The organism is Rhizobium sp. BK379 (assembly GCF_014193955.1).
GTDB lineage: Bacteria > Pseudomonadota > Alphaproteobacteria > Rhizobiales > Rhizobiaceae > Rhizobium.
The window spans coordinates 34,344-56,228 of record NZ_JACIAD010000010.1 but is presented as its reverse complement, the minus strand read 5'-3'; the positions used below and the strand labels follow the sequence as shown (position 1 = coordinate 56,228).

21 protein-coding genes are annotated in these 21,885 nt (G+C 62.4%); 14 read left to right on the top strand and 7 right to left on the bottom strand.

Annotated elements, in window-relative coordinates; genetic code table 11:
• Positions 1-76: 76 nt before the first annotated feature.
• From FHT93_RS32065 to FHT93_RS32030, 8 genes are all read left to right on the top strand, one after another.
• Complete coding sequence (locus FHT93_RS32065) at positions 77-967, top strand: aldose 1-epimerase (protein ID WP_183851157.1); 891 nt, start codon at positions 77-79, stop codon at positions 965-967.
• A 29-nt stretch (positions 968-996) separates the two neighbouring features.
• On the top strand, positions 997-1,773 hold the full coding sequence (locus FHT93_RS32060) for an SDR family oxidoreductase (protein ID WP_113013797.1): 777 nt from the start codon (positions 997-999) through the stop codon (positions 1,771-1,773).
• A gap of 139 nt (positions 1,774-1,912) precedes the next feature.
• Entirely contained in the window at positions 1,913-2,899 is a 987-nt protein-coding gene (locus FHT93_RS32055; protein ID WP_113115528.1) for a BMP family protein, read from the top strand.
• Between the two features lie 12 nt (positions 2,900-2,911).
• On the top strand, positions 2,912-4,360 hold the full coding sequence (locus FHT93_RS32050; protein ID WP_183851156.1) for an amidase: 1,449 nt from the start codon (positions 2,912-2,914) through the stop codon (positions 4,358-4,360).
• The gene (locus FHT93_RS32045; RefSeq protein ID WP_183851155.1) at positions 4,357-5,886 is read left to right on the top strand and encodes an ABC transporter ATP-binding protein; all 1,530 of its coding nucleotides are present in this window, start codon (positions 4,357-4,359) and stop codon (positions 5,884-5,886) included. Before FHT93_RS32050 ends, FHT93_RS32045 begins: the two co-directional genes overlap by 4 nt.
• Positions 5,876-6,925 (top strand): ABC transporter permease, encoded by a 1,050-nt coding sequence (locus FHT93_RS32040; protein WP_113148018.1) that lies wholly within the window; start codon positions 5,876-5,878, stop codon positions 6,923-6,925. Before FHT93_RS32045 ends, FHT93_RS32040 begins: the two co-directional genes overlap by 11 nt.
• Positions 6,922-7,866, top strand: coding sequence for an ABC transporter permease (locus tag FHT93_RS32035; RefSeq protein ID WP_183851154.1), 945 nt, complete (start codon positions 6,922-6,924; stop codon positions 7,864-7,866). Before FHT93_RS32040 ends, FHT93_RS32035 begins: the two co-directional genes overlap by 4 nt.
• Positions 7,867-7,902: 36 nt before the next feature.
• On the top strand, positions 7,903-9,198 hold the full coding sequence (locus tag FHT93_RS32030; protein ID WP_113013801.1) for an amidohydrolase family protein: 1,296 nt from the start codon (positions 7,903-7,905) through the stop codon (positions 9,196-9,198).
• A gap of 12 nt (positions 9,199-9,210) precedes the next feature.
• Here the strand turns inward: FHT93_RS32030 and FHT93_RS32025 are convergent, their stop codons facing one another.
• Positions 9,211-10,224: a GntR family transcriptional regulator gene (locus tag FHT93_RS32025; protein WP_183851153.1), complete on the bottom strand. Its 1,014-nt coding sequence runs from the start codon at positions 10,222-10,224 to the stop codon at positions 9,211-9,213.
• Positions 10,196-11,185, bottom strand: a complete 990-nt coding sequence (locus FHT93_RS32020; RefSeq protein WP_183851152.1) for an alpha/beta hydrolase — start codon at positions 11,183-11,185, stop codon at positions 10,196-10,198. The genes FHT93_RS32025 and FHT93_RS32020 overlap by 29 nt, the downstream gene beginning before the upstream one ends.
• Positions 11,186-11,333: 148 nt before the next feature.
• Between FHT93_RS32020 and FHT93_RS32015 the strand changes: the two genes are divergently transcribed.
• The 6 genes from FHT93_RS32015 (at position 11,334) to FHT93_RS31990 (ending at position 17,389) form a co-directional block, all read left to right on the top strand.
• Positions 11,334-12,359, top strand: a complete 1,026-nt coding sequence (locus tag FHT93_RS32015) for a sugar ABC transporter substrate-binding protein (protein WP_112542048.1) — start codon at positions 11,334-11,336, stop codon at positions 12,357-12,359.
• Between the two features lie 72 nt (positions 12,360-12,431).
• Complete coding sequence (locus FHT93_RS32010; protein WP_183851151.1) at positions 12,432-13,451, top strand: ABC transporter permease; 1,020 nt, start codon at positions 12,432-12,434, stop codon at positions 13,449-13,451.
• Complete coding sequence (locus tag FHT93_RS32005) at positions 13,448-14,404, top strand: ABC transporter permease (protein WP_183851150.1); 957 nt, start codon at positions 13,448-13,450, stop codon at positions 14,402-14,404. The genes FHT93_RS32010 and FHT93_RS32005 overlap by 4 nt, the downstream gene beginning before the upstream one ends.
• Before the next feature lies 1 nt (position 14,405).
• Positions 14,406-15,929 carry a sugar ABC transporter ATP-binding protein gene (locus FHT93_RS32000; RefSeq protein WP_183851149.1) on the top strand — a complete coding sequence of 508 codons (1,524 nt, stop codon included), beginning with the start codon at positions 14,406-14,408 and terminating at the stop codon, positions 15,927-15,929.
• An 8-nt stretch (positions 15,930-15,937) separates the two neighbouring features.
• Entirely contained in the window at positions 15,938-17,056 is a 1,119-nt protein-coding gene (locus FHT93_RS31995; protein ID WP_183851148.1) for a mandelate racemase/muconate lactonizing enzyme family protein, read from the top strand.
• A gap of 3 nt (positions 17,057-17,059) precedes the next feature.
• Complete coding sequence (locus FHT93_RS31990) at positions 17,060-17,389, top strand: L-rhamnose mutarotase (protein WP_183851147.1); 330 nt, start codon at positions 17,060-17,062, stop codon at positions 17,387-17,389.
• Between the two features lie 38 nt (positions 17,390-17,427).
• On the opposite strand, the gene FHT93_RS31985 is transcribed toward FHT93_RS31990, so the two are convergent.
• The 5 genes from FHT93_RS31985 to FHT93_RS31965 all read right to left on the bottom strand — a co-directional run bounded on the left by FHT93_RS31985 (position 17,428) and on the right by FHT93_RS31965 (position 21,805).
• Complete coding sequence (locus tag FHT93_RS31985) at positions 17,428-18,096, bottom strand: hypothetical protein (RefSeq protein ID WP_112969608.1); 669 nt, start codon at positions 18,094-18,096, stop codon at positions 17,428-17,430.
• Between the two features lie 91 nt (positions 18,097-18,187).
• Entirely contained in the window at positions 18,188-19,051 is an 864-nt protein-coding gene (locus FHT93_RS31980) for an HlyD family secretion protein (RefSeq protein ID WP_112969607.1), read from the bottom strand.
• Positions 19,048-19,257 carry a DUF1656 domain-containing protein gene (locus FHT93_RS31975; protein ID WP_112542040.1) on the bottom strand — a complete coding sequence of 70 codons (210 nt, stop codon included), beginning with the start codon at positions 19,255-19,257 and terminating at the stop codon, positions 19,048-19,050. Before FHT93_RS31975 ends, FHT93_RS31980 begins: the two co-directional genes overlap by 4 nt.
• 5 nt (positions 19,258-19,262) lie before the next feature.
• Positions 19,263-21,332: an FUSC family protein gene (locus FHT93_RS31970; RefSeq protein ID WP_183851146.1), complete on the bottom strand. Its 2,070-nt coding sequence runs from the start codon at positions 21,330-21,332 to the stop codon at positions 19,263-19,265.
• Entirely contained in the window at positions 21,329-21,805 is a 477-nt protein-coding gene (locus tag FHT93_RS31965) for a MarR family transcriptional regulator (protein ID WP_018115436.1), read from the bottom strand. The genes FHT93_RS31970 and FHT93_RS31965 overlap by 4 nt, the downstream gene beginning before the upstream one ends.
• Positions 21,806-21,885: the final 80 nt, after the last annotated feature.

Here is a 21,885-nt window from a genome sequence, read left to right as displayed (position 1 = left end):
TGACATTCGAGTGACCGATAATAGGGTGCCGCCACAGTCCGGATCAGCCTCGATCTCGCGGAGAAGACGTCGCTTCATGGCCATCATCGATTTGCAGGGCGGCGCGCTTTCGGCCCGCATTTCCACGACAGGCGGCCTGCTCCTTCATTATTCCTGGCTGCGGGACGGCCTGACAATCCCGCTTCTGCGGCCGGCGGCCGATAGTGCCGATGCACTTTCCTCTGCCTGCTATCCGCTCGTGCCCTTTGGCAATCGCGTGAGAGGCAACCGCTTCACCTTCAAGGGGCGGGACTACAGCCTGCGGCCGAACAGGGACTGGGATCCGCATTACCTGCATGGCGATGGCTGGCTGGCGGAATGGGACCTTCTTTCCAGGGATGGCAGCAACGCGCGGATCGCTTTTCGTCATCGAGCCGACGGCACGCCCTATAGCTACCAGGCAGAGCAGAGCTTCGCACTGACGGCAGACGGGCTGGAACTCACCATGCGGGTGGAAAATACCGGTGACGAAGCCTTGCCTTTCGGGCTTGGCTGGCATCCCTTCTTTCCCCTGACCGAGCGCACGACGCTTCTGGCAAAGGCCGATCGCTTCTGGACCGAAGCGGAGGGCTGGCTGCCGGGCGAGCCCGCCGAAATTCCCGCGGATCTCGATTTCTCGCGGGCAGCCGTGCTGCCGCAGCGCTGGATCAACAATGGATTCGGGGGCTGGAACGGTACGGCACGCATCACCTGGCCCGAGACGAAAACAGTACTCGAACTGACGGCCGACCCGATCTTCCGCCACGCCGTTCTCTTCCTGTCGGACGAGCGTTTCGACCCGGGATTTCGCAGGGACTATTTCTGCTTCGAGCCGATGTCGCATCTCGCCAACGGGCACAATCTTCCTGGTCTCGGCGACCTCACCGTCCTGCGGCCAGGCGAAAGCCTCGCGGGCTCGATCCGTCTGCAGCCACAGGAAATCGGCTGATTATCACGCGCACAAGGAGGAAACAGACGATGCCAAACCGCCTTTCCGGAAAACGGGTCTTCATCACGGGTGCCGCCCAGGGGATTGGACAGGCGATCGCCGAGGCATTCGCAGCAGAGGATGCCCGACTCTTCCTCGTCGACCGCGATGAAAAGCTGCTCGAGGAAACCGCTGCCGCCCTTGCTGCAAAGGGGGCCGTGCTCGGTTACCAGGCAGCCGATATCACTGATGGCGATGCGATCAAGGCGGCCGTTGTAAAAGCGGCAAGCGAGATCGGCAGCATCAATGCCCTCGTCAACAATGCCGGCGTCAATGTCTTTGCCGAACCATTGCAGACGACAGACGAAGAGTGGCAGCGATGCTTCGACATCAATCTCAAGGGTGCCTGGCACTGCTGCCGCTCAGTGCTGCCGCAGATGATCGCAGAAGGTGGTGGCGTGATCCTCAATATCGCCTCGACCCACGCCTTCACCATCATTCCCCACACCTTCCCCTACCCTCTCGCCAAACATGCGCTTCTCGGCATGACCAAGTCCCTCGGCATCGAATATGCGCCTCAAAACGTGCGTGTGAACGCGATCGCGCCCGGCTACGTCTCGACCCAGAAGGTCATCGATTACTGGAACGGCTTTGCCGATCCCGAAAAGGCAAAGGCTGAGACTATGAAACTGCATCCGGGCGGTCGCATCGCCACGCCGAAGGAAATCGCCATGGCGGCGGTTTTCATGATCTCGGATGAGTGCACCTTCATGAACGCCACCTGCCTGACGATCGATGGCGGTTTGAGCGTCATGCAGCACCAATAGGAGCGGCCCCTCTCCCTCTCCGTGGCCTCAGAGTGCAGTCGCTCACAGCTATTGTCTAGTTTTTGCGCAGCAGCATTACTTGACACAATTTTGGGCGATCCATAGAGTTTTATCCATCTGGTAAAAAAGAGGGGAACTCATGAAAAATCAGATCATTATGTCTCGCCGCACGGTGCTTGCCTCCGGCATGGCACTCGGTGCAACCGCCTTTGCACCCAAGCTCTGGGCGCAGGAAAAACTGAAGGTTGCAGGCATTCACGCCTCGCCTGTAGAAAATGCCTGGAACTCCTGCCTGCACAAGGCCCTTCAGGACGCCGCTTCGGAAGGCGTGATCGAATACGTCTTCTCCGAAGGCGTTTCGGGCACCGACTATCCGCGTGCCATGCGCGAATATGCCGAGCAGGGCAACGCCCTCATCGTCGGCGAGGCCTATGCCGTCGAGCGCGAAGCCCGCCAAGTTGCCGCCGACTATCCGAAGACCGCTTTCATGCTGGGCTCCAGCGGCGAGCCGTCGGGCGACAATTTCGGCGTCTTCGGCACCTGGAACCATGACGGCGCCTATCTTGCCGGCATGCTCGCGGGCAAGATGACGAAGTCGGGCATTGTCGGCTCGGTCGGCGCGCTGCCGATCCCGGAAGTCAACATGCTGATGAATGCCTTTGCTGCCGGCGTGAAGGAAGTCCGCCCGGATGCCAAGCACCTCGTCGCCTTCATCGGCACCTTCTTCGATCCGCCGAAGGCGCGCGAGGCCGGCCTTGCCCAGATCGATGCCGGCGCCGACATCCTGTTCGGCGAGCGCATTGGCACGGCAGACGCTGCCAAGGAGCGCGGCATCAAGTCGGTCGGTTCGCTGATCGACTATACGCCGCGTTACCCCGACACCGTCTTTGCCAATGCCATCTGGGGCTTCCGCCCGATCCTCAATGCCGCGATCGCCGATGTGAAGGCTGGCAAGCCGACCGGCAACAACTACACCCGCTTTGGCCTGATGAAGGAAGGCGGCAGCGATATCGTCTACGTCAAGGGTGTCGCACCGGCCGACGCCGAAGCGGCGATGGAGGCCAAGCGCGCCGCCATCAAGTCCGGCGCCTTTGAGGTTCCGATCATGCCCGAGGAGCCGAAGTAAGCCGGCAGCTGCATGAACGGGATTGAGAAAAGCAAGGGCTCTATACCGGGCGGCGACGCGATTGCGCTCGCCGCCCGGATCGGGACCGGTGCATTTGATTGCACCGAAGCGATGAAGGCTGCGATTTCCGCCGCCAGGGCGAAGGATGCGCTGGGCGCAATCTGTCATCTCGATGAAGATCTGGGTCTCGCGAATGCCGCCGCGCTTGATCGCGAATATCGGGACAATCCCGCCATATTCTCCGTCCGGCCGTTTGCCGGCGTGCCAACGCTTGCCAAGGATCTCGGCGGCCCGTTCAAGGGTCTTCCGGTTCGTGCCGGCTCGCATCTCTTCGACGGTATGCTCGATCCGTCTGCCGATTCCGATCTGGCAGATCGTTTTCGGCAGGCCGGTTTCAGCCTCTTCGGTCTCACCACCAGCCCGGAAGTCGGCCTCTCCCTCGCAAGCGAACCCATGCGCGGACCCGTCTGTCGCAATCCGCTCGATCCGTCCCGTACGGCGGGTGGCTCTTCCGGTGGCGCTGCCGCTGCGGTTGCTGCCGGGATCGTGGCGATTGCCCACGCAACGGATGCCGGTGGTTCCATTCGCGTGCCCGCCGCCTGTTGTGGTCTAATCGGCCTGAAGCCCAGCCGCGGCGCCATTCCAGGCGGTCCGGGCTTCGGCAATCATCTCGGCGGTATCGCCAGCGAGCTGGCAGTCTGCCGCTCGGTCCGCGATGCCGGTGCTATCTTCGACGCGCTTCTTGGAAAACCCGCCGGACCTTACCCGGAGCCGGCGCTCGACAGGAGCGAAAAATCCCGCCTGCGCATCGGCCTGCTAACGGATACCGGCAGCGACTTTCCGACCGAGGCTGCACGGCAGCAAGCCGTAGAGGCCGCGGCCGGCAGCCTCGAGGGGGACGGACATGAGATCGTCATCGTGGACTGGCAGCGGCTTGAAGCAAGTGTCATCGCGAGTGCCGTCATTTTCGCCGACATCATCGCAATCAATCTGGCATGGCTCGTTGATAGCTTCCATCTTGACCTCTCGAAGGCCGAACCTCTGACGGCAGCCTTTGCGGTGCGCGGGGCCAGACTTGCGCCGACTGCGCTCTGGCAGAGCCTCAGCACCATGCCGCATGTCAGCCATGACCTCTGGCACCTGTTCGACGATATCGATTGCCTACTGACGCCGATGCTTACGACAGCCCCTCTGCCGATCGGCTCCTTCCCGACCGATCATCAGGATACCGACCTGCATCTGAACCGCATGGCGCGCTTTGCGCCACTTGCCTGTCTTGCCAATATTTCCGGCTTTCCGGCGCTGACACTGCCTTTTGGAAGCGATGCGGACGGAATGCCGCTGCCTGTGCAATTGCTTGCTCCGATGGGCCGGGAACCACTGCTGCTTGCCCTTGCCTCACGGCTGGAAGCAGAGCAACCTTGGATCCACCCCCATGCCATTGCGGGACTTGCCTCATGACATCAGCTCCCGTGCTCCAGCTCGACAGTATCAGCAAGCGTTTCGGTGCGATCCAGGCCAATGACGATATTTCGCTGAGCCTCGCCAAGGGCGAAGTACTCGCCCTGCTCGGCGAAAACGGCGCCGGCAAGACGACGCTCATGAGCATCCTCTTCGGCCATTATGTGCCGGATGCAGGAACGATCCATATCGAAGGCAGTGAATTGCCGGCCGGCCGGCCGCGTGCGGCGATCCGCGCCGGCATCGGCATGGTGCACCAGCATTTCTCCCTGGCGCCCAACCTGACCGTTCTCGAAAACGTCATGACGGGGACGGAAAAACTCTGGTCCTTCAAATCGGAGAGAACGGCCGGCCGCGCCAGGCTTCTCGCCATTGCCGCCCGCTTCGGCCTCGGCGTCAACCCCGATGCCCGGCTTGGCGACCTCTCGGTCGGCGAGCAGCAGCGCGTCGAAATCCTCAAGGCGCTCTATAACGATGCCCGAATTCTCATCCTCGACGAGCCGACGGCGGTGCTGACCAATATCGAGGCGGAGCGCCTTTTCCAGACGCTTCGGGAAATGGCCCGGCAGGGCCTGTCGCTGATCTTCATTTCACACAAGCTTGACGAGGTGATCAGTGCAGCCGACCGCGTCGTCGTGCTGCGCGGCGGAAAGGTCGTCGCCGAGCGGCGGACCGGCGAGACCAGCAAGGCGGAGCTCGCCGAACTCATGGTTGGCCGCCGGGTGACGCGCCCGGTGCGCGAAGCGTCCACGCCAGGCGCGGTCGTTTTCGAGGCTGTCGGTGTCAGCGTCACTGACGGCGGCCAGGAGCGGCTGAGAGATATCAGCTTTCAGCTTCATGCCGGCGAGACACTCGGCATTATCGGCGTCTCCGGGAATGGCCAGGCGACACTCAGCCATCTCGTCAGCGGACTGGTGGGCTGGAGCCGCGGCGATATCATGCTCTTCGGGCAGCCGGTCACCGACGTCAGTGTCGAAAGTCTCATCGATGCCGGCATCGGCCGCATTCCGGAGGACCGCAATAAGGAAGGGGCGATCGGCGAACTCGTGGTCTGGGAAAATGCCGTGCTGGAGCGCATCGCCTCGCCGCGCTTCTCTCGCCATGGGCTGGTCGACCGCAAGGCCGGCATGGCCTTCGCCCAGGAGATCATCGCGGAGTTCGATATTCGCGGCGGCGGACCGTCGACACGCACGCGGCTTCTTTCTGGCGGCAACATGCAGAAGCTGATCCTCGGACGCAACCTGCATGACAGGCCGAAGATCCTGATTGCCGCACAGCCGACGCGCGGGCTCGACGAGGGCGCGGTCGCCGCCGTCCATGCCCGGATATTGCAGGCACGCAAGGAGGGCACGGCCGTGCTTCTGATATCGGAGGATCTGGACGAGGTGATCGGCCTTGCCGATCGCATCCAGGCGATCGTCAAGGGGCGTCTGTCGCCCCCCATCGACGCACAAAGTGCCGATCCCCGAAAACTCGGCCTGATGATGTCAGGTGAATGGATGTCCGAGGCCCAGCATGCGTCTTGAACGTCGCGACCACCGTCCGCTCTACCTGGTCGTGGCAGCGCCTGTCGGTGCCGTCATCGCCGCACTCGCCATTGCCGGCATTCTGATTGCGCTCGCAGGCGCCCCTGTCTTCGAAGCCTATTGGCGCATTCTGACCGGCGCCTTCGGCACGCGGCTTTCGGCGACCGAGACGCTGACGCGAGCGACGCCCCTGATGCTGACCGGCCTTGCCGCAGCTGTCGCCTTCCGCGCCCGGCTCTGGAATATCGGCGCCGAAGGCCAGTTCTATCTTGGCGCCATCACGGTTGCGGCACTCGGCTCCAAGCTCCTGGCAGGCCTGCCGGCGGCACTTCTCATCCCTGCTTTGCTGGTTGCGGGCGCCGTTGCCGGCATGGTGCTGATCCTTGTGCCGCTCTGGCTGCGGCTACGCTTTTCGGTCGATGAGGTGGTCACCAGCCTGCTGTTGAATTTCGTCGCCCTTCTCTTCGTTTCCATGCTGATCGATGGCGTCCTGAAGGATCCGCTCGCCTTCGGCTGGCCGCAATCCATGCCGGTCAGCGATCATGCGCTGCTGCCGAAGCTGGTGGCGCGTTCGCGGCTGCATGTCGGCTTCATCATCGCCATCGTCATTGCATTTGCCGTATATTTTCTCCAGTCGCGCACTGTCTTCGGTCTGCGTTCGCGCGCCGCCGGCCTCAATCCTGCCGGCGCCGTCTTTGCCGGCGTTCCGCTTGGCATGACGCTGGTGAAAGTCGCATGCCTTTCCGGCGGTCTGGCGGGTCTCGCCGGTGCGATCGAGGTGATGGGCGTCAAGGGTTATGTAACGACCGATCTCTCGCCCGGCTTCGGTTATTCCGGCATCATCGTCGCCATGCTTGCCAACCTGCACCCGATCGGCGTGATTGCGGCGGCCCTCTTCACGGCCACGATGTTCGTCGGCGCCGACGGCATGAGCCGGGCGCTCGGCATACCGACCTATATTGCCGACGTGACCGTTGCCGTCTCTCTGCTCACCATGCTGATCGCCCTGTTCTTCACCCAATACAGGATCCGCAGATGATGGCTCTGATCGACATTGTCTCCTCTGCAGGCCTCTGGGCGGCCGTGCTGCGCATCGCGACACCGCTGATCTTCGGCACGCTCGGCGCGCTGCTCTGCGAGCGAGCGGGCGTGCTCAATCTCGGCATCGAAGGCATCATGACCTTCGGGGCGATGATCGGCTGGCTCGCGGTCTTTCATGGCGCCGATCTCTGGACCGGCCTTCTGGTCGCAGCCCTTGCCGGCGCGATCTTCGGTCTGCTGCACGCGCTTCTGACCGTCACGCTCGGCCTCTCGCAGCACGTCACGGGCCTCGGCATCACGCTCTTTGCCTCCAGCCTCAGTTATTTCATTTTCCGCCTGGTCGTGCCGCTTGCCGGCACACCGCCGACGATCGTGCCCTTCCAGCCGATCGATATTCCCGTCCTCTCCGGCCTGCCCTTCCTTGGCTCGGCCCTTTTTGCACAGACGGCGCCGACCTATCTGGCGATCTTCCTGGCACTCGCGATGGGCTATCTGATCTTCCGAACGCCGCTCGGCCTGACGATCCGCATGACCGGCGAAAACCCGCATGCCGCCGAGGCGCAGGGCATAGATCCGATCCGGATCCGTTATGGTGCAATCATTGCCGGAAGCGCCTTGATGGCGGTCGGCGGCGCCTTTCTGACGCTCTCTGCCTTCAACAGCTTCTTCCCGACCATGGTCCAGGGGCGCGGCTGGATTTCCATCGCGCTCGTCGTCTTCGCCTCGTGGCGGCCCGGCCGGGCCCTGCTCGGCGCGCTGCTCTTTGCCTTCTTCGATGCCTTCCAGCTGCGGCTGCAGACGGTGTTCGGCGGGGTCGTGCCCTATCAGCTTTTCCTGATGACGCCCTATCTCCTGTCGATCGCAGCGCTTGCCGTGATGGCGCGACGCGCCCGCGTGCCGCAGGCGCTGATGCAGCCCTATCGCCGCGGCGAGCGGTGATCCCATCCTTCAGAACCACAACAGACCGGTGCCGCCATGTTTGACCTGATCATCAGAAACGCAAATCTTCCCGACGGCCGCAACGGCATCGACATCGCCATAGAGAAGGGGAAAATCGTCGAGGTGGCGGCGAGGATCGAGGCCAGTGCCGGCGAGGAAATCGATGCGACGGACCGGCTCGTCAGCCCACCCTTCGTCGATCCGCATTTCCACATGGACGCGACGCTCTCGCTCGGCCTGCCGCGCATGAACCGCTCCGGCACGCTTCTCGAAGGCATCGCGCTCTGGGGGGAACTGCGGCCGATCCTCACCCGCGAAGCCCTGGTGGAGCGGGCGCTTCGCTATTGCGATCTTGCTGTCTCGCAGGGGCTTCTCGCCATCCGCAGCCATGTCGATACCAGCGATCCCAGGCTGGTGACCGCCGAGGCGCTGATCGAGGTGCGCGAGAAGGTCGCTCCGTATCTCGACCTGCAGCTCGTCGCCTTCCCGCAGGATGGCTACTATCGCTCGCCCGGCGGCGTCGACGCCCTGGACCGCGCGCTCGACATGGGTCTCGATATCGTTGGTGGCATTCCGCATTTCGAGCGCACCATGGCCGATGGCGCAGCCTCGGTCGCAGCACTCTGCCGCATCGCCGCCGATCGTGGCCTGCCCGTCGACATGCATTGCGACGAGACCGACGATCCGATGTCGCGCCATATCGAGACGCTTGCCGCCGAGACGGTGCGCTTCGGCCTGCAGGGCCGGGTCGCCGGCTCGCACCTGACATCCATGCATTCGATGGACAATTATTACGTGTCCAAGCTCATTCCGCTGATGGCGGAGGCTCAGATCAACGTCATCCCCAATCCGCTGATCAACATCATGCTGCAGGGACGCCACGACACCTACCCGAGGCGGCGCGGCATGACACGGGTGCGCGAACTGATGGAAGCCGGTCTCAATGTCTCCTTCGGCCATGACTGTGTGATGGACCCCTGGTATTCCATGGGCTCCGGCGACATGCTGGAGGTCGGCCATATGGCGATCCATGTGGCACAAATGGCCGGCATCGAGGACAAGAAAAAGATCTTCGATGCGTTGACCGTCAATTCGGCAAAAACCATGGGCCTCGAAGGCTACGGCCTGGAAAAGGGTGGGAATGCCGACCTCGTCATCCTGCAGGCGCGCGATCCGGTGGAAGCGCTCAGGCTGAAGGCGAACCGGCTGACCGTCATTCGTCGCGGCAAGATCATTGCCAGCTCGGCGCCGCGTATTGCCGAATTGAGCCTTGCCGGGCGCCCGGCAACGGTCGATGGCGCAGCTTACGCGCCGATCACCCCGAGCCCATGATGGCGCAAACGATCAGCGCTCTCCCTTGACCTGGATCAGGTAAGGCGGCGTCAGGCCGGAAGGCATGGCGGGCAGGTGCTGGAGGATCTTCAGGTTGGGATCGAGCGCCCGGCGAAGATGATCGGAAAGTGCTGAACACGCCTTCTCGATATCGTTGGCGAGCAACGCGTCATAGACACGTGTATGCTCCGAAATCATCATCGAAATTTCTTCTTCGGTGCGGAGCTTGGCGAAGGTCGAGTGGGTGGCGATCAGAACACGCTGGCTTCGGCGCACGGCGGAAAGAAGTACCGTGTTGGGGCAAGGCGCAAGCGAGTCCAGATGCAGATCTGCTTCCGCCTGCTCCAGCTTTTCCGGCGCCTGTGGATAGGGACCGAGGGTAACAAGCCTCTGCCTGCGTTCCTTCAGGTCCTTCTTCGCGAGCAAGGGATAAGCCTGGCGCAAAGCTTCCGGTTCCAGCAGACGGCGCATGTCGTAATGGTGGCGGAAAACCTTGGCGCTGAGCGGTCCGGCATACCACCGGTTATTGCTGTCCTGCTCGATGACGCCGCTGCGCTCAAGCTGTGTCAGCACCTCATGGGCGATGGTGCGGCTGACGTCATAGTGCTGGGCAAGTGCGGTCTCGTTCAACAGGAAGCGACCATAGGCAAGGCAGACGGCGACGGCATGCTCGACTTCCGGGTAGATCTGTTCACGGCGATTGACCACCGGCACCGTCAGTGAACGAGGCAGGTCGAGGCCCGCAGCAAAAAGGTCGCCGCGCTGTGGCTCGCCGCCCGGTACGATGTAGCCGCGACCTTCGAAGGTGTGGATAAGGCCGTCCCCCAGGAGTCGCCCCAGTGCAATACCGGCCGGAATACGACTGACATTGAAGGCGCGCGCGACATTCGCCTGGCCGAGAACGAGGCCCGGCGTCAGAACGCGCCGTTCCAGATGGTCTCGAAGAACCTGATAGATCGTCAGGTAGATAGGCTCCGACCGAACCGCAGCGGCGGCTTCAGTCTCCACCTCGCTCGGCATCGTCATGTCTCTTCCAGAGGCTCTCTGCCCATTCCCCGATGTGCCCGATCAGTTTGCGGGCGGTCTTGCCTGCGCGATCCATGATGAAGAAACCGTGGATGGTTCCCTGCCACTCCTCGTAACAGACGTCATTTCCGGCGGCAATCAAACGCTGTGCATAAGCACGACCTTCGTCCCGTAGCGGATCATGGTCGGCGGTAATCAGCAGGGTCGGCGCCAGGTGCGAGAGGTCGGCGGCAAGCTGCGGCGAAACACGTGGGTCGGAAGGCTGCGTGCCTCCTGACAGGTAGTTTTCCGCAAACCAGATCATCGTCGACTGCTGCAGCGAAAAACCGTTCGAAAATTCAGCCCGGCTCGCCGTCGTGCCTGCGAGGTCGGTCGCTGGATAGACCAGAACCTGGCCGGCAAGCGGGATTTCGAGATCCCGCGCCCGGATTGCCAGGGATGCGCAGATGCTGGCGCCGGCGCTGTCGCCTGCAAGGATCAGGCTCTCTGCATCAAGCCCGAGTGCCTCTCCTTTTGCTCGAAGCCACAGCAGTGCCACTTCGGCATCCTCCAATGCCGCCGGAAACGGCGCCTCCGGCGCCTTGCGATATTCGATCGAAAGCACGTTGGCCCGCGCCGCATTGCACAGCGTTCGCACCGGCCCGTCATGGGTTTCGATACTGCCGACCATCCAGCCGCCGCCATGGAAGAAGAGGATGGTCCGCCTGGTGTCGGACCTGCGGTAGAGCCTTGCCTTCAGCTTCATTTCACCGTTTGGGATTTCGAGGCTCTCGATACCCGCAACCTCGTCCTTTGCCCCCCAAAGAAGAGCCAGCCGAACCTCGGAATCGGCACGCGCTTCCTGGGGCGAAAGCGTTTCCAGAGCCGGCCCGCCCAATGCGTCGATCTCCTCCAGTAGGGTTCGATATTCCGGCAGAAGTCTCGATCGATCGACCGGGGCCTGGTTTTCTTGCGGCTTCATCAACTCCTCCCGCCGATTGCCTGCCGAGATGGAACCGGAAGATGACAAAAAAGTCAATGATCGAATATTGCATGCGATATTCGATCATGTTAGCGATTGGGTATGGCAATGCTGGAAGAGGACTGGCTTGCCCAAACGGGAGGATGTCATGACAATTCGCAGTTTCATTGCTGCAGGCCTTGCATGCTCTGTGGCACTTGCGCCGCTCGGCGCTTTCGCCTCGGACAACAAGATCGCCCTGGTTCCCGGCGGTCCGCACCCTTATTTTGCGCCCTGGGAACAGGCCGCCGCCGATGCCGCCAAGGATTTCGGCATTGCCGCGGTCGAATACAAAGTGCCGAGCGAATGGAAGCTGGAGGCCCAGACCGAGCTTCTGGAGAGCCTCGCGGCGCAAGGCACAAACGGCTTCGGCGTGTTTCCGGGTGACGCGGTCGGCGTCAACGCCATATTGTCGGAAATGAAGAGCAACAGCATTCCCTCGGTCGCGCTCGGCGGCTGCGCGCAGGATCCAACCGATGTCGGCCTTTGCCTGGCAACCGACGTTTCGCAATCGGCCTACCTTGGGACCAAGGCACTGATCGAGGCGATGGGCGGCAAGGGCACGATCGTCCATCTTGCTGGCCTGCTCGTTGATCCGAACACGACGCTGCGTGTCAAGGCGGTCGAAAAGGCCGTCGGCGAAACGAATGGCGCCGTGACCCTGCTGCAGACCGTCGGCGATACCGACAGCCAGGAACAGGGCGACCAGAAGATCAATGCCCTGCTTGCCGCGCAGAAAGACAAGATCAACGGCCTGATCGCCACAGGCTACATTTCCTCGGTCGTGGCTGCGACCGCGCTCAAGAACCTCGGGGACAAGAAGATCAAACTCGTCGGCATCGATGACGACAAGATCATCCTCGATGGAATCCGCGATGGCTTCGTCGCCGGCACCATGGCGCAGAACCCCTATGGTCAGGCCTATATCGGCGCCTATGCGCTGGACCAGATGGCCGGCGGCTGCAGCGTCAAGGCCGATGCCCCGTGGATCGCCACGCCGCAGACAGCGCATTTCGTCGATTCCGGGACGCTGCTGATCTCTGCCAAGAACGTCGACAGCTACAAGGACGATCTGAAGGCGCTGACGAAGAAGCTGCAGGCAAGCTTCAAGGACACTTACCTTTCCTGCAAGTAACAGGAGCGGCGCGGGGTTCAATCCACCCCGCGCCTGACCATTCCTATTCCACGAGACCGGTCGACCGAGCGCATGGCACCCATCGACAATGATAGTCCCGTCCCCGATGCAGGCAGACACAGCCTGCTGGGACTGCTGACCAGAGGACCCGCGCAGCTGGGCCTGCTGATCATCCTTCTGATCCTGTGGTTCGTTTTCACCAGCCTGGCGCCTGGCTTCCTGTCGCGTTTCAACCTGAATTCCATGGGCCGCTCGGTCGCGATCGACGTCGTCGTCGGTTTCGCCCAGATGGTGGTGCTGGCGACCGGCGGCATGAACCTTTCCGTCGGTGCGATCGGCGTCTGCTGCGTCATGATTGCCGGCTATCTCATGCAGGCGGCCGGCCTGCCTATTCCTGTCGCGATCTTGCTCACGCTCGCCTTCGGCGGTTTGCTCGGCGCGTTGAATGGGTTGGCGATCGTCAAGACCGGCGTCAACAGCTTCATCGTGACGCTTGCGAGCGCCAGCCTGTTTTCCGGCGGCATGCTGATCTTCACCAAGGGCGTGCCACTAAACGGCCTGCCAGCAACCTTCGGCGCCTTCGGGCGTAGCGGCGTCGGCCCGGTTCCGTCGCTCGCAATCGTTGCCCTCCTGATCGGTGCCCTGCTCTACATTCTCTTCAAACATACGGTTCTCGGCCGGCAGATCCTCGCCGTCGGCGCCAATGCGCGCGCGGCGGAAATGTCCGGTATTCCGGTCGGGCGGATCACGATCTTCGTGCATGTCCTCTCGGGCGTGCTTGCCGGTGCCGCCGCATTGATGCTGACATCAAGGCTTTCGGCCGCCATGCCCGCCGTTGCCGGTGACGACTGGCTGCTGCCCTCCTTCCTCGCCCCCGTCATCGGCGGCACCTCACTTGCCGGCGGCATGGTATCAGTGATCGGCACGATCCTCGGAGCGCTGCTGGTTGCGACCATCCGCAGCGGCCTGCTTGTGTTGCAGGTCGGGAATTTCTGGCTGCAGCTCTTCCTTGGCGTCTTCCTGCTCTCGGCCATCCTCTTCGAGCGCTACCGCGCCAAACTCGCCATCCGCGAACAGACGAGGCGCGCATGAAAACGTTGCTTTCCTTCGCAGCGCGCACGCAATGGTCCGGTATCCTTGTCGGCGTCATTGCCGGCGGTATTGCACTTTCCTTCGCCTCGCCTGCCTTCATGACCGAATTCAACTGGTTCGTCATGCTGCGCAGCATCTGCGTTTCGCTGCTCGTCGCCTTCAGCCAGATGGTGATGCTGGGCGTCGGCCAGATGAACCTTTCGGTCGGCGCGCTCGGCGGGCTCGTCGCCGTTGTTACCGGCGGGCTGATGGATGTCTGGGGCCTGCCGGCGATCGTCGCCATCGGCATCGGCATCGTCTTCGGCGGCCTTGCCGGCTTTATCAATGGCTGGCTGACGGTGAGGACCGGCATTAACGGCTTCATCGTGACACTTGCGACGGGATCGGCCTTTGCCGGCATCAATCTCGGGATCACCAAGGCCATCCCCTTCTACAATCTGTCGCCTGCCTTCGTCGCCTTCGGCAATGGCCGTTTCGGACCCTTTCCGCTCCTGCTCATCGTGCCGCTGGTAGTGACGGTGCTGCTCGTCATCTTCTTTGCCCGCACGGTCGAGGGCCGCTACATGCTGGCGGTCGGCGGCAATGCCCATGCGGCGGAACTTTCGGGCATTTCCGTTGCCCGCGCCACCGTCATGGCCCATGTCGTGTCGGGCCTGCTGGCCGCGACCGCCGGTGCGCTGGCCGTCGCCCAGCTCGGCTCTGCCCAGCCGACGATCGGCGCGGACTGGGTGGTCATTTCCTTTGCGGCACCGATCATCGGCGGCGCCAGCCTTGCCGGCGGCTCCATCTCCATTCTCGGCACGTTCATTGCCGTGCTTCTGGTCGGGCTCATCCAGAATGCCATGGTGTTGCTCGCCGTCGATCCCTACTGGGTCACCTTCCTGCTCGGTGCACTGATCCTTGCCGCCGTCTGGATCAATCGCTACCGGGCGATCCGGGTCGGGGAGGATTGAGATGGCACTCATTCTGGACCGGATCGGCAAATCGTTCCCGGGCGTGCGGGCGCTCAACAATGCATCGCTGACCCTCAATGGCGGCGAGATACACGCGCTGATGGGCGAAAACGGCGCCGGCAAATCGACGCTGATCAAGATCATCACCGGCGTCCACCGGCCAGACAGCGGGACAGTCACTTTCGATGGTACGCCGCTGTCGCTTGCCTCGCCGCGCGACGCGATCGCGCTCGGCATTTCCGCGGTGCACCAGGAACGCAACCTCATTCCGCGCTTCTCGGTGGCGGAAAACATTCTTCTGGAGAGCTTGCCGGTTCGCAACGGCCTCGTCGATTTCCGGCGAGCCAATGAAGAGGCGCGCATGCATCTGCGCAAGGTCGGCCTCGACGTCGATCCGGCAACGGAGGTGCGACGCCTCAGCGTCGCCCAGATGCAGATGGTGGAGATCGCCAAGGCGCTCAGCCATCAGGCCAAGGTACTTCTGCTCGACGAGCCGACCGCATCGATTACCGATGCCGAGACTGAAATCCTCTTTCGCCTCGTGCGACAGCTGCGCGATCAGGGAACGGCGATCCTCTTCGTCAGCCACAAGCTGGAGGAAGTCTTGAGCCTTTGCGATCGGGTCACGGTCCTGCGCGACGGCGAAACCACGCTACGCGGTGCGCCGATGACCGGCATGACCCGGCAGACGCTGATCGAGGCGATGATCGGCCGCGCTGAACGCCCGGTCATCGCGCGCTCACGCAAGCCGCAGGAAGGGGTGGCGAAACTCGAGCTGCGTGATGTCGCCACCGCCGTCGGCCATGACAATGTCAATTTCTCGGTTCATCGCGGCGAAATCCTCGGCCTCTACGGCCTTGTCGGTGCGGGCCGGACCGAGCTTGTCCGTGCCGTCATCGGCAAGGACAAGCTGACATCGGGAACGGTGGTGATCGATGGCAAACCCGTCCGCATCCGCTCGGTTGAGGAGGCGATCAAGCGCTTCCGCATGGGCTATGTCAGCGAGGATAGGAAGCACGAGGGCGTCATTCTCGCCCATCCGATCCGTTCGAATATCGCCATGACCGTCTGGGGCAGGATTGCCTCGACCCTTGGGCTGATCGGCGCTGGCAAGGAGCGCAAGACTGCTACGCCGCTCGCCCGGCAGCTGGAAATCCGAACACCCAGCCTGGAACAGCTCGTCGGCAACCTCTCGGGCGGTAACCAGCAGAAGGTCTCGCTCGCCAAATGGCTCGCCGCCGATGTCGATATCCTCTTCATCGACGAGCCGACCGTCGGCATCGACATCAAGGCCAAGGCCTATATCCATGAGCTGATCAACGGCCTTGCCGACAAGGGCATGGCGATCCTGCTGATCTCCAGCGATATGCCGGAAATGGTGGCGCTCGCCGACCGCATTCTCGTCATGCACGATTTCAGGATCGTCCACGAACATGAAAACGACCACAAGTATGAAACGGCCAGCCGCGCCATCATGTCGGCGATCCACGCTGCCGAACCCGCTCAGGCCCGTACGGCAAGCTAGGAGGAACCATGGCCCGCATTGAAAAGATCGAACTGCGCATGGTGGACCTGCCGCCGAAGGTGAAGCGCACCGATGCGATCCAGAGCTTCGTCAGCCAGGAAACACCAATCGTCACCATCACCGATTCCGACGGGGCTTCCGGCACCGGTTATTCCTATACGATCGGGACAGGCGGTTCCTCCGTCATGCGGCTTCTGTCGGACCATCTGGCCCCGCTCCTGATCGGCGAGGATGCCGATTGCATCGAGGCGATCTGGCACAGGCTGGAATTTGCCACACATGCCACGACGATCGGTGCGATAACAGCGCTGGCACTCGCCGCCGTCGATACCGCGCTCTGGGATCTCAGGGCAAAGAAGCAGGGTCTGCCGCTCTGGAAACTGGCCGGCGGCGCGAAGGAGAGCTCCCCGCTCTATACGACCGAAGGCGGCTGGCTGCATATCGAGAAGGAAGCGCTTGTCGAAGACGCCCTGCAGGCGAAGGCCAAGGGCTTTTCCGGTTCGAAGGTGAAGATCGGCAAGCCGCACGGCGCCGAGGACTACGACCGGCTGTCTGCGATGCGTGCGGCGCTCGGTGACGGTTTCGAGATCATGACTGACTGCAATCAGGGCTTTACAGTCGATGAAGTGATCCGCCGCGCGGCGCGGCTGAAAGAACTCGATCTCGCGTGGATCGAAGAGCCGCTGCCGGCCGACGATCTCGACGGCCATATCCGGCTGTCACGCTCGACCCCGACGCCGATCGCCGTCGGTGAATCCCTCTATTCGATCCGGCATTTCCGCGAGTATATGCAGAAGGGCGCCTGCTCGATCGTGCAGGTCGACGTCGCCCGCATCGGCGGCATCACGCCCTGGCTGAAGGTGGCACATGCGGCCGAAGCCTTCGATATCCCCGTCTGCCCGCATTTCCTGATGGAGTTGCATGTCAGCCTGGTCTGCGCCATCCAGAACGGCAAATATGTCGAATATATCCCGCAGCTGGACGACCTGACGGCCAAGGGCATGGAGATCCGAAACGGTCGCGCCGTCGCCCCTTCCGAACCCGGCATCGGCATCGAATGGGATTGGGATGCCGTGAAGGCCCGCAGCGTCGCCGAGTTCACCACGGAAATCACACAAGGGCAATAGAATATGCAGCGCATGGGCATGGTGATCGGCCTGGAGCCCGACAAGGTCGCAGACTACAAGACGCTGCATGCCGCCGTCTGGCCGGAGATCCTGGCGCTGCTCTCGGCTTGCAACATCACCAACTATTCAATCTACCTCAAGGAGCCGGAAAACCTGCTTTTCGGCTATTGGGAATATGTCGGTCACGATTTCGATGCCGACATGGCGAAGATGGCCGCCGACCCGAAAAACCAGGAATGGTGGGCGGCCTGCATGCCCTGCCAGAAGCCGCTTGCTACGCGCAAGGAAAGCGAATGGTGGGCAATGATGCCGGAGGTGTTTCACCTGGATTGAAGTCCAGACTTGCGCATGCGTTGAAGCTCCGACACCGCTCAATAGGATCTGTCGAAGCCGAGCTCGAACCAGTCAAGCGCATCATCCGACAAGAGTTCCTTCTTCGCCAGGCCATCCAGTATCCATTTGCCGTAGGTATCGCCCTTGGGGAGTGGCCCAATCTTCAGGCGCTCGGCGATCTGCAGGGTGATGGCGGTCTGATCCCTTGCTTTCAAAAGCAAGGCCAGCCGACCCGCAAGGTTTGGGCCGCCCTTCCTCCTCCTGTCCAGCGTTCCAGCCACACAGCCTGTGAAATAGCCGGCTCTCTTGGCCCTCGGAAACCAGGCGCTGCCGTCGTCGAAGGTCGGGGCGCCAAGCCTCTCCTGGATGGATTTATCCCGTTTGCCCCAATGGAGCACAGCATCAAGCTGATCAACCACCTCGGCGGCCCTATCGCTCGCGAACATGAGACGGACATATTGGCAAAGAGCCGGCGCGCCGCTGCTCCTCTCGATCTCATCACTCACGCCGGCGGGATCGGCGATAATCGCCGCGCCGAGTTCACTAAGAATTTTCTTCCGCTTCTGCTCATTGAGGGCGGTCAGATCGTGCCTGCCCCTGATGAAATCGCTCCAGGTGGCGACGGCCTGGTTGTGCCCCATCGCGGAAATCGCGGATAACATCAGCACAACCGCGACAAGCGCATGCCTGAAAGCGGATTTTACCATTCTGACGGAACTCCGTGGTGTCATTTCGATCTGATGCAGCCTCGACTATTGTCCAGATTCGAAGGCTAGGCGAGAGCGTGGCGGCTTACGATCAGCTCTTATCCACCTCGACAGTCGCCGTCAGGCCGGCAATCAGCCTGACATCGTCAGGAACGTTGTCGATGCTGATGCGCACCGGCACGCGCTGGGCAAGACGCACCCAGCTGAAGGTCGGGTTGATATTGGCAAGCAGACCGGTGCCGGAAGTGCGTTCGCGATCCTCGATGCCGGTCGCAATACTTTCGACATGGCCGTCAAGGCTCTGCGAATGCCCCATCAGGTGGATGGAAACCTTATCGCCGGGGTGGATGCGCGGCAGCTTGGTTTCCTCGAAATAGCCCTCGACGCGCAGCGAATCCGTATCGATCAGCGCGATCTTGGCAGTGCCGGCGCTGACATAGTCGCCCGGTCGCAGGCTGAGATTGGAAACCGTGCCGTTGACCGTTGCCTTGATCTCGGAGCGGTCGAGATTGAGCGCCGCGAGATCACGGTTGGCTTTCGCCTGTCGGAAGGCGGCCTCTGCCTGTTCTTCCGCCGTCTGCGCCTGTTCCTTCTGCTGCAGAGAGGCGGCGTCGCCGAGGCGGCCCTGACGCTCGCGCTCGCGATGCGCCTGGTCGAGGGCGGCCTTGCTGCTTTCAAGCGCTGCCTCAGACTGGGTGAGAGCGATCGCGAACCGTTCGCGATCAATGCGGAAAAGGACATCGCCTTTCCTCACCATCTGGTTGTCGGTAACGAGCACGTCGCTGACAAGGCCGGAAACATCAGGCGCGATCCCGACGACATCGGCGCGCAGGCGCGCATCGCGCGTCCAGGGTTCGTCCATGTAGTGGCCCCAGAGACCGCGGCCAACGAAGACGGCCGCGATGACAACGGCAAGGGTGACGATAAGGCGGCCAGTGAATTTCAGGGCGTTCATGCAAAGTACCAGCGTGTGATGGAGGAGACGGCTCCGAGGACGAGCACGTAAAGGGCAAGGTCGAAGAGACCGCGATGCCAGACGAGGGAATAGGCACCGAGCCAGGCAAGCATCCGTCTGACGACGATGATCAAGAGAAGGCTCAGCACCATGAGAACAAGGAGGCGTGGCACATAGACGCCGTAAACATCAAATTCTGCGGGCATGACAATTACTCAGCGGCAAGCGGTAGAAGTTGCGGCGCAACCTCGGCCGCCTGCCAGCTTTCTGGCGGAGCTGCGTCAGGGAAAAGTGCGCGCCTGACACCGACAAGTGCGTCGATACTCTCGGCGCCGCGCATGTCGTCTTCGAGCGCGATGATCTTCAGGCTGTCGTCGATCGACTGGCGCAGGCCATCCTGCGGAACGACCGCCCGGCCGGCCTCGATACGGCCGTGGTAGAAATCGGCAATGCCGGAGAGAACAGCGCCGAGCGAAGCCGCGCTGGCGCCACGCAGTTTCTTGCGCTCGTTCTGCAGCACTAGCACGTTGAAGCCGATGCGCACTTCGGCAAAGCCATCCACTTTCTTCAGCTCGCGATCCTCGACGACAGCAAGGCGCGGAACGAGCTGGCCGAGGCGATCGAGAATGCGGCCGGAGAGTTTCTCGTGATCGGCGCGGCGCTCGCCGGCAGCCGTCTCGGCAAGATCGCTCCAGCCCGCCCGCACCAGGCGCCAGGCGGCAAGCTCCGCGCCGAAGGGGCGGGCAATCAGAGTCCAGACCAGGGCAAAGCCGATGCCGGCGAGGGCCGCGATGGCCTCATTGGTGAAGGTGGTGAAATCCGAGGCATAGCGATCCTGCAGCGCAATGAAGGAGGCGCTGTTCACCGTGAGCAGCATGGCGAGCATATTGAACTGCGGCTTCGGGATCATCAGGCCGAGCAGCAGGAAGGGCGGAGCGAAGACCAGAACCAGCAGCTCGTAGCTGTTGACCATCGGCAGGATGCCGAAAATGTAGACGAAGGAGATGACGAGGCTGACGCCGCACCAGATGAACATCGAGGTGATGAAGGGGGCCGGCCGATCGAGCGAGGCGAAGAAAGAGCAGGCAACGGCCGCCATGGTGACGAAACCGGCGCCGTTCTGCCAGCCGCTATAGATCCAGAACATGCAGGCGACGAGAATGCCGGCAACAACGGCGCCTGCCTGGAAGGCAAGCAGCGCATAATCGAAATGCCTGATACGGCCGACGATCTGGCGATGGCGAAAGGCTGGCCGCCAGGGACCGGAATGTGTGCCGCTGACGATTTCGTCGCGCAGCGTCAGGCAATCCTGCCAGAGATCGACGATCTCCTTCAGACGCGCCAGCGCGCTCGACAAAAGCAGGTCGCTCCAGCGGCGGTCCGGATCGGTCTCGCGCAGGCTTTCGATCTGCCGCACCAGTTTTTCGGCCGTATCGTCAGCCTGCGATTTCGCGCCGCGGCCGAGCCAGTCGGCAACCTCGTTCAAGAGGCAGATCAGGTCTTTTGGGAGCGTCTCGCCTTCGGCCCGCAGGGCATGTAGCCGGTCGGCAAGCGAGGAGAAGAGCGGCAGAAGCATCAGGAGACGACCACGCAATTCGCGCGAATGGCGTACGATATCGCGGCTGCCGGCATCATAGCCGAGCTGGCTGATGATGAGATCGAGGCCGGTGACGTCAGCCGCCAGTTTCTGCCGCTTCAGGGGTGTAGCCGGTGTGGCGCCCTCACCGCGCAGAATATCGTTCGCCCAGCTTCCGGCATCGTCGAGCCAGGTGGCGATGCGCTGGCCGAGCACGCTGCGCACGCTGGTCGGGAAGACGACGGCGCTGACGAGGCTCGCGCAGACGATGCCGATGATGATCTCTTCCGAGCGGGCGAGCGCCGTATCGAAGATGGTGTCGGGCGAACCGACCGACGGCAGGGCGATCAGCGGCAGGGAATAGCCTGCCAGCATGAAGACATAGCTGCGCGAGGATCGGTCCAGCATCGAAATGAAGAGCAGCGTGCCGGTCCAGAGCGCGATAACAATGCTCAAGAGCTCCGGCGCGTTGACGAAGAGCGGCACGAAGAAGACCGCTGCGCTGGCACCAAGCAGGGTGCCGAGCGCGCGATAAAGGCCCTTGGAGCTGGTCGCACCTGCAAGCGGATTGGCAACGACATAGACGGCCGCCATCGCCCAGTAGGGCCGTGGCAGATCGAGGGACAGGGCGACGAAAAGGGCAAGCATGGAAGCGAGAAAGGCCTTGGCCGAGAAGAGCCAGTCCCGCCAGGAGGGAAGGGTCACGGTGTCTCCTCGAACTTCTGGGTTACGGCCGCAACCTGCGACGGGCTGATCTCTTCGAAGGCAGCGAGGACGCGCACCGCCGCTTCGAGATCGGCTTCACTGACATTTGCGAGGATCCTGCCGCGCAGGTCGTCGAGAATGGCTTCCATGCGGGTTGCGAGGCTCTGGCCCTCCTCCGTCAGCCAGAGACCTTTTGCCCGCCTGTCGATCGGGTCGTCCTTGCGCACCACGAGCTCGAGCGCCTCCAGCTGGTCGAGCAGCCTCACCAGCGACGGCCCTTCGATACCGACATGATTGGCCAGCACAATCTGACGCACGCCGCCGCCGAGACGTCCGATCCACAACAGCGGCGCCGCGCAGGCTTCCGAAATGCCGTGGGAAGTCAGCGCAAGATCCACCGCCCGGCGCCAGTTGCGGCCGGTCGACAAAAGGTTCGCGGTGAACACGCGCTGCAGGGAGGTGAGCGATTGCATGGCACTTTAATAGCATCAACATAGTTAGGATTCAAACGATATTTTGACGAATGCAAATTTCACCGGTATGGAGCGTCCCC